The organism is Bradyrhizobium sp. (assembly GCF_016462955.1).
In the GTDB taxonomy this organism is placed as follows: Bacteria; Pseudomonadota; Alphaproteobacteria; order Rhizobiales; family Xanthobacteraceae; genus Bradyrhizobium.
In genome coordinates this window covers 1-8046 of the sequence record NZ_JAEMSD010000327.1, presented here as the reverse complement: position 1 = coordinate 8046, position 8046 = coordinate 1, and the positions used below count along the sequence as shown (strand labels likewise).

Here is an 8046-nt window from a genome sequence, read left to right as displayed (position 1 = left end):
GGATGATATCTCGACTTGTGGTCCGCCGTCGCGTCACGGCGGATCAAAAAATCGCGCACGTCCGGATTGTTTCAGACCCTCGCTTCCGATAAAATGAATTAATCGATTTTTGGCCGGACCACATTGGCATCCACCGGTACAGCCGGTTCAGACACGCTGACGACCCTTCCAGAAGTTCGATCTAAACCTGCCCGCGCGAGCGGGCTCTGACATTGTACTATCTGAGAAGGGACTACCCCCATGAGCATGGGAACCGTGAAGTGGTTTAACGCAACCAAGGGCTTCGGATTCATTCAGCCCGACGACGGCGGCCAGGACGTGTTCGTTCACATCAGCGCCGTCGAGCGCGCCGGCCTCGGCTCGCTGCGCGAGGGCCAGAAGATCTCCTACGAAATCGTGGCCGATCGCCGCTCCGGCAAGTCGGCAGCCGACAACCTCCGCGCTGCGGGCTGAGCCCGCGGGGCCTCGGCCCCGATCGGCTCGAGCGAGGCAGAGCAAACCGGGAGGCCGTGCGGTGACGCGCGGCCTCCTTGATTTTAAGGGCACGTATACTGTGTGCTGCCGTCGAAGCGGACGCGCACACGGAGCCGCCCTCAAAGCACGCAGCCTGACGGGATCGCTCCTGCAGCGGCAGGGTGGGTCGATGAGCTAGTTGGACTTGGCGGCCGTGCCGGCACCACCGCTGGCACTCGTGCTCAGCGCACCGGCCTGGGTCATCGTGTTGTTGAAGTAGGTGTCGCTGTCGCCGAGGGTCACGCGGCGCTGGCAGATCGGTACGCAGCTGTAGGACTCGCGTTCGATCCCGCGATAGACGGTGACGAGCCGGTCGGTAGGACCTTCAACCTGGATCTGCCGGTCGACCAGAATCTCGCCGCCGCGGTCCAGGGCGATGAAGTTGGTAGCCCCATAGCCTTTTCCGGTTACGACGATCATGCCGCCCGGCTGGAGCGTGACGTCGGCGATCAGGGGATTGCCGACAACGATGGTCGCCACCTTGCCGGGCAGCCGCACCAGCTTGGCTTGGTCGACATTGACGGCGATGGTGTCGGCGGTGGACTGGGCGAGGCCGGAGGCCGGCCATGCCAGCACCGCGGCGACAATCAGAACACAGGCGCGCGCATGGCGGCGCAACATTTCTTTACGCATACTTACCCCCGGGACGTCACAAACCGGCAGAATCACACAGCGGAGCCGGCGCCCGACCAAGTTAACCTGCCTTCAATTCGTGAACGTTCCGCAAACTCGCCGACTATTGTTTGAACGGATCGGCGTTTGCCGGGCCTGCCATCCCTCTCCTAATGGCGAAACGGATAGGCGAGTTGGCCGCCGAACTCCTTTGGCATGGTCGCTTCGTCCTTGCCGTAGTCCTGCGGCAGCCTGCCTTCCGGCATGCGGAAGGTGCCGAACAGTACATCCCAGACCGGGAATGTGCCGGCGAAATTGGTGTCGCCGCCCTCTTGGAGCGAGGTGTGATGCCAACGGTGGAACACCGGGGTCGCCAGCACGTATTTGAAGGGACCGAAGGTCCAGTTCAGGTTGGCGTGCACGAAGGCCGAATGGAAGGTGGTGAACGGGCCGATCCAGATCATCACGTTCGGGGAGATACCGGCCATCAGCAGCACGACGTCGACGCTGATCGTCCCGAGCACGAGATTGACGGGATGGAAGCGGGCTGCGGAAATCCAGCCGATCTCCTCCGACGAATGATGGACGGCGTGGTATTTCCAGAAGCCGCCGTCGTGGAAGAGCCGGTGCAGCCAGTACAGCATGAAATCGGACAGGACCAGGAACACCACGGCCTGCACCCACAGCGGCAGCTGCGCCAGCGGACCATGGCCATTGTCGTAGAAGGCGACGAGACCGTCGGCGTCGTGGATGCCGAAGAGGACGCTCGCGCCGACGATCAGAAGTCCGATCCGCATGGTGCGGGCGAATACCGGTACGAAGAACCAGTAGCAGATGTCGGTGACGATCTCCCGCTTGCGCCACCACGGCGCACCGGGATTGCAGGCCCAGAAGCGCTCCAGCACGGTGAAGACCGCCGCAAGCACGAAGGTGACAGGGATCACCTTCACGATGGTTTCGCCGAGCATCAGGGCGACTTGCATGGGCAGGCTCGACATCGTCGCCTCTCTTGCCAGTTTCGGTGCTGCTTAGGCCTACTCCGGTAGATTTAAGGGAGGGTGAAGCAAGGCGCCGCGTCGGCCATGCATCCGCAACCGGAACGAATCCGCGGTTGGCCCTTAAGGCGAAATTCACCTTGGGCAGAAGCACCGCGCAGGACCGGGGTTTACCCGATGGAATTAACTCCACCGAAAGTGCTCGGCTCTCATGGTCATCACGTCAACGACAGCGCCGAACGAGGCGATCCCACCAGACGGAGTCATGTCCATGAAGAACCTGATTGCGCGTTTCGCGAAGGATGAATCCGGCGCCACCGCGATCGAATACGGTCTGATTGCCGCCGGCATCGCGCTGGCCATCATCACGGTCGTCAACAATCTCGGCAGCACGCTGAACACCAAGTTCTCCTCGATCAGCACGTCGCTGAAGTAAGCAGGTCTGCCAACGACGGCAAAAGCCCCGGACCGCCGGGGCTTTGTCTTTCTAAACGGCGAGTTCCAGTGGCGTTGCAAGAGTTCAGAACCGATGCCGCGGTCGCGGCGCGCGAAGCGGAGGCGCCGCAGGCCGGCTCGCCGGCCTACTGGATCTGCCTGGCGCTGCTGCTTGCGACAGTCGCGCTCGCCGCGCGCATCGCCAGTTTCTTGTGAAGCATTTGCCGGTTCCGGCCCGCGCGGCCCTGCCGCCGTTGTCGGTTTGTTTAGCACTGCGCGCTAGCATCCGCCGACGCCGGTTCCCGCGGCAAACCCAGGCCTCAAGACGCAGCCCATGATTCTCGACCTTGCGCGCCTTCTGCTCTTCCCGGCCCTGATGGCGTTCGCCGCCGCGAGCGACCTCTTCACGATGACGATCTCGAACCGCGTGTCGCTGGCCCTTGTGGCAGGATTCTTCGTGCTCGCCTTCGCCAGTGGCATGGCACCCTATGAGATGATGAGCCATGTCGGCGCCGGCGCGCTGCTCCTGGTCGTGGCCTTCACCTGCTTTGCGATGGGCTGGGTGGGCGGCGGCGACGCCAAGGTCGCGGCGTCCGTCGCGCTCTGGTTCGGCTTCGCGCATCTGATGAACTTCCTGCTCTACGCCTCGCTGTTCGGCGGCGCGCTGACGCTGCTCCTGCTCCAGTTCCGGCAATGGCCGCTGCCCTACGGGCTGGCGGGTCAGGCTTGGCTCGCACGGCTGCATGCCAAGGAGAGCGGCATTCCCTACGGCATCGCGCTCGCGCTGAGCGCGTTGATGGTCTATCCCGAGACCGAATGGGTGAAGGCGATCGACCTCGCTCACCTCGCCCTGCGCTGAAAGCTCCGGGTAAACCCGGCGTTAAGCCGATTTAGATACGCCTCATTAACCATGCTTTGACGAATAGCTGGTCAACTGCCGATCACGGCGGCGGCAGCGTCGCAGCGTATTGTTGGAAAGTTGAAGCGTATGAATAGGGCACGCATTGTCGTCCTGGCGGTCGCCATCTGCGCCGGCGGCGTCGCCGCGTACCTGGCGAGCGGCACCGACAATTCGGCGCCGGCTCCGCCTCCGACCGCGCAACTGCCGACCGTCGACGTCCTCGTGGCCAAGAACGACATCGGCCTCGGCCAGACCGTGAAGCCGGAAGACGTGCAATGGCAGACTTGGCCTGCTGCGACCGCCAGCGCCACGTTCATCCGCCGCAACGAGCGCCCCGAAGGTGCGACCCAGGTTGCCGGTTCGATCGCGCGCGCGCCGTTCATTCAGGGTGAGCCGATCCGCGACCAGAAACTGGTCAAGGCCGAAAACTCCGGCTTCATGGCGGCGATCCTGCCCACCGGCATGCGGGCGATCTCGACCGAGATCTCCCCGGAGACCGGCGCGGGCGGCTTCATCCTGCCCAACGACCGGGTCGACGTCCTGCTCACGCGCCGCTTGAAGAACCCCGACCAGAACAGCGGCGCCCCTGATATCGTCACCTCCGAGATCATCCTGGCCAATATCCGGGTCCTGGCGATCGACCAGGCGCCCAAGGAGAAGGATGGCCAGAACGCGGTGGTCGGCAAGACCGTCACTCTCGAACTCAACCCCGCGCAGACCGCGACGCTCTCCGCGGCGCGGCAGAGCGGCACGCTGTCGCTGGCGCTGCGCAGCATCGTCGACGTCAAGATGAGCGAGATCCCACTCGACGATTCCGCGCAGAAGCAGGACGGCGTTTCGATCATTCGTTACGGCATTCCAAGTCAGACGGCTAAGGCACGATGAAGACAGTCGACATCAAATCCAGATCGGCTTCGGCCACGATGCGTCTATCACTGGTCCGAACCCTGTCGTTTTCGGCCGCCCTCGCCTTGGCGCTCAACCCGGCGATCGCTCCGGTGATCGCCGCCGATTACCGCCCGGTGCCGTCCGCCGCGGCGGACGGCCAGATCAACGCGCGCTTCCTCTCGCTCGGGGTCGGCAAGTCGATCGTGATCGACCTGCCGCGCGACATCAAGGACGTGCTGGTCGCCGACCCCAAGATCGCCAATGCGGTGGTCCGCTCGGCGCAGCGCGCCTACATCATCGGCGCCGCGGTCGGCCAGACCAACATCGTGTTCTTCGATTCGGCCGGTCAGCAGATTGCGGCCTATGACATCGCGGTGAAGCGCGACCTCAACGGCGTAAGGGCCGCTCTGAAGCAGATCCTGCCCAATTCGGACATCCAGATCGACGGCCTCGGCGACGGCATCGTCTTGACCGGCACGGCTGCCAATCCGATGGAGGCGCAGCAGGCCAACGAACTCGCTGCGCGCCTGGCGGGCGGTGCCGACAAGGTGGTCAACTCGATCGTGGTGCGCGGCCGCGACCAGATCACGCTCAAGGTGACGGTGGCCGAAGTCCAGCGCAGCATCATCAAGCAGCTCGGCATCGACCTGACCGCCAACCTCAACTACGGCACGTCGGTGGTGAGCTTCACCAACTCCAATCCGTTCACCGCCCTCGGCAGGAACCTCGTGGACGGCAACAACCTGACCACGAAGTTCGGCGCGGCCCCGTCGGTGCAGGCCACCCTGCGCGCAATGGAGACCGCGGGCGTCATCCGCACGCTGGCCGAACCGAACCTGACCGCGATCTCGGGTGAATCGGCGACGTTCATCGCCGGCGGCGAATTCCCGGTCCCGGCTGGCTATGCGTGCGACCCCGTCACCCATGTCTGTACCACCCAGATCAGCTTCAAGAAGTTCGGCATCTCGCTCAACTTCACGCCGGTGGTGCTGAGCGAGGGCAAGATCAGCTTGCGCGTGATGACGGAGGTCTCGGAGCTGTCGAACGAGAATTCGATCACGCTGTCCCAGGCCGTGAGTTCGACGTCGGTGAACTCGCTGACGGTGCCCTCGATCAGGACGCGCCGCGCCGAGACCTCGCTGGAGATTCCTTCTGGCGGCGCGATGGCGATGGCGGGCCTCATCCATCAGCAGACCAAGCAGGCGGTCAGCGGAATGCCGGGGCTGATGCAGCTCCCGATTCTGGGCACGCTGTTCCGCAGCCGCGACTTCGTCAACAACGCGACCGAGCTGGTCGTGATCGTGACGCCTTATGTCGTTCGCGCGGTGGCGCCGAAGGACCTGTCGCGGCCGGATGACGGCTTCGCCCCCCCTGCGGATCCGCAGGCCCAGCTGATCGGCAATATCAACCGGCTCTACGGCGTGCCCGGACGGACCGAACCAGCCAAGAACTACCGCGGCACCTACGGCTTCATTACCGACTGATGCGGAACGGGGACTTCACGATGATGACAAGACCACCCCAGCTTCGCAAACGCGCCCTCCGCCTCGGTGGCGCGCTGGTTGGCATCGCGCTCGCCGTCGGCGGCTGCCAGCACGACGACGTGCTCACGGCCTCCATCCCCGACGACTACAAGCAGCGCCATCCGATCGCGGTCGAGGAGCAGAATCGCTCGATCGTCGTCTTCGTGGGCCATGCCCGCGGCGGATTAACCGCTGCCCAGCGTGCTGACGTGATGGGCGTCGCATCGTCGTGGCTGCACGAAGGCACCGGCGCCATCCGCATCGACGTGCCTTCCAACACCCCCAATGCCCGTCCGGTCGCGGACACCATGCGTGAGATCCAGGCGATGCTGACAGCCGCAGGCGTTCCGCCGCGCGGAGTCAGCGTTCACCCCTACCAGCCGCAAGACAAGCGCTTCCTGCCGCCGATCCGGCTCACCTATTCGAAGATCGCGGCGGTCGCCGGTCCCTGCGGCCTGTGGCCGGAGGACATCGGACCCTCGATGAAGAACAAACGATGGTTCGAGAACAAGGACTATTACAATTACGGCTGCGCTTATCAGCGCAACCTCGCAGCCATGGTCGACAATCCCTCGGACCTCGAGCAGCCGCGGCCCGAAACTCCGTCATACACGCCGCGGCGCATCACCGGCCTGGAGAAGTATCGCAAGGGAATGACGTCGGCGACCACCTATCCTGAGGCCGACAGGGCCAAACTCAGCGACACCGGCAAATGATCAGCTACGCGCGCCAGACACAAGAAGAGCAGCCGGCAGCAGCTACGCCGCCGGTGGAGGAGCACATTGCGCCCGCGCCGCGCGTCTCGGTCCAGGCCTTCTGCGAGACAGTGGAGACCGCCGCCGCGGTGCAGTCGGCCGGCGAGGATCGCCGTCTCGGCAAGGCCCATCTAAAGATCCAGATGGGCGGCATGGCGGCCGCCATCGAAGCCTACCGTTCGGCCCCCACGCCGAACGTGATCGTGCTCGAGAGCGACGGCCGCAACGATCTGTTGGGCGGTCTCGACCAGCTCGCAACCGTCTGCGACGCCGGCACCCGCGTGGTCGTGATCGGCCGCATCAACGACGTCACGCTCTATCGCGAGCTCGTACGCCGCGGTGTCAGCGACTACGTGCTGGCGCCGGTCGGCGCGATCGACGTCGTGCGCTCGATCTGCAACCTGTTCTCGGCGCCGGAAGCCAAGGCGGTCGGCCGCATCATCGCCGTGGTCGGGGCCAAGGGCGGCGTCGGAGCTTCCACCATCTCCCACAACGTCGCCTGGGCGATCGCGCGTGACCTCGCGATGGACGCCGTCGTCGCCGACCTCGACCTCGCCTTCGGCACCGCCGGCCTCGACTACAACCAGGATCCACCACAGGGCATTGCCGACGCGGTGTTCTCGCCCGACCGCGTCGACACTGCGTTCATCGACCGCCTGCTGTCGAAATGCACCGACCATCTCAGCCTGCTGGCGGCGCCCGCCACGCTCGACCGGGTCTATGATTTCGGCACCGACGCGTTCGACGCGGTGTTCGACACGCTGCGCTCCACCATGCCCTGCATCGTGCTCGACGTTCCGCATCAATGGTCGGGCTGGACCAAGCGCGCCTTGATCGGAGCGGACGACATCCTGATCGTGGCCGCGCCCGATCTTGCCAATTTGCGCAATACCAAGAACCTGGTCGATCTGTTGAAGGCCGCCCGCCCCAACGACCGGCCGCCGCTCTACTGCCTGAATCAGGTCGGCGTGCCGAAACGGCCCGAAATCGCCGCCGCGGAGTTCGCCAAGGCGATCGAGAGCCAGCCGATCGTCTCGATCCCGTTCGAGCCGCAGATCTTCGGCTCGGCGGCCAACAACGGCCAGATGATCGCGGAGATCTCCGCCAACCACAAGTCGATCGATATGTTTCTGCAGATCGCCCAGCGCCTGACCGGCCGCAGCGAGACCAAGAAACAAAAGTCGTCCCTGTTTTCACCTCTGATTGAGAAGTTGCGGGGAAGATAAGCCGCCGCATGGAGTTGTTAAGTGTTCGGTAAGCGTAGCGGAACAGACACCGACCTTCGGGCGCCCAAGCCCGGTGCCGTGTCGCTCGAGCCTGCCCAGGCTCAGGCGCCGCCGGTGTCGCGCGCCCCGCCTCCGCCGGCCGTCGCCTCGCCGCCGCTTGCCCCCGCCAAGGCCCCGCCGCCGCCTCCGGCCATGGAG

10 protein-coding genes and 1 pseudogene are annotated in these 8046 nt (G+C 64.7%); 9 read left to right on the top strand and 2 right to left on the bottom strand.

All coding sequences use genetic code 11. The annotated features are described in order from the left end of the window. The first annotated feature begins 240 nt into the window (after nt 1–240). The gene (locus tag JHD07_RS26855) at nt 241–453 is read left to right on the top strand and encodes a cold-shock protein (protein WP_014439634.1); all 213 of its coding nucleotides are present in this window, start codon (nt 241–243) and stop codon (nt 451–453) included. A gap of 195 nt (nt 454–648) precedes the next feature. On the opposite strand, the gene JHD07_RS26850 is transcribed toward JHD07_RS26855, so the two are convergent. Beyond that, entirely contained in the window at nt 649–1146 is a 498-nt protein-coding gene (locus JHD07_RS26850) for a pilus assembly protein N-terminal domain-containing protein (protein ID WP_291627525.1), read from the bottom strand. Nucleotides 1147–1295: 149 nt separating this feature from the next. Continuing rightward, entirely contained in the window at nt 1296–2123 is an 828-nt protein-coding gene (locus tag JHD07_RS26845) for a sterol desaturase family protein (RefSeq protein ID WP_291627524.1), read from the bottom strand. Between the two features lie 268 nt (nt 2124–2391). Here JHD07_RS26845 and JHD07_RS26840 point away from each other — a divergent pair, with 268 nt between their 5' ends. The 8 genes and pseudogenes from JHD07_RS26840 to JHD07_RS26805 form a co-directional block, all read left to right on the top strand. Then, nucleotides 2392–2556, top strand: coding sequence for a Flp family type IVb pilin (locus JHD07_RS26840; protein WP_291627522.1), 165 nt, complete (start codon nt 2392–2394; stop codon nt 2554–2556). A gap of 68 nt (nt 2557–2624) precedes the next feature. Then, the gene (locus tag JHD07_RS26835) at nt 2625–2771 is read left to right on the top strand and encodes a hypothetical protein (protein WP_291627520.1); all 147 of its coding nucleotides are present in this window, start codon (nt 2625–2627) and stop codon (nt 2769–2771) included. A gap of 118 nt (nt 2772–2889) precedes the next feature. Beyond that, complete coding sequence (locus tag JHD07_RS26830; protein WP_291627518.1) at nt 2890–3414, top strand: prepilin peptidase; 525 nt, start codon at nt 2890–2892, stop codon at nt 3412–3414. 129 nt (nt 3415–3543) lie between these two features. Then, nucleotides 3544–4341: a Flp pilus assembly protein CpaB gene (gene cpaB / locus JHD07_RS26825; protein WP_291627517.1), complete on the top strand. Its 798-nt coding sequence runs from the start codon at nt 3544–3546 to the stop codon at nt 4339–4341. Then, nucleotides 4338–5828, top strand: coding sequence for a type II and III secretion system protein family protein (locus tag JHD07_RS26820; RefSeq protein ID WP_291627515.1), 1491 nt, complete (start codon nt 4338–4340; stop codon nt 5826–5828). Before cpaB ends, JHD07_RS26820 begins: the two co-directional genes overlap by 4 nt. A 20-nt stretch (nt 5829–5848) precedes the next feature. Beyond that, nucleotides 5849–6583 carry a CpaD family pilus assembly protein gene (locus JHD07_RS26815; RefSeq protein ID WP_291627514.1) on the top strand — a complete coding sequence of 245 codons (735 nt, stop codon included), beginning with the start codon at nt 5849–5851 and terminating at the stop codon, nt 6581–6583. After that, entirely contained in the window at nt 6580–7848 is a 1269-nt protein-coding gene (locus tag JHD07_RS26810; RefSeq protein WP_291627513.1) for an AAA family ATPase, read from the top strand. The genes JHD07_RS26815 and JHD07_RS26810 overlap by 4 nt, the downstream gene beginning before the upstream one ends. 21 nt (nt 7849–7869) lie before the next feature. Then, nucleotides 7870–8046: pseudogene (locus tag JHD07_RS26805) on the top strand (CpaF family protein); the annotation flags it as partial.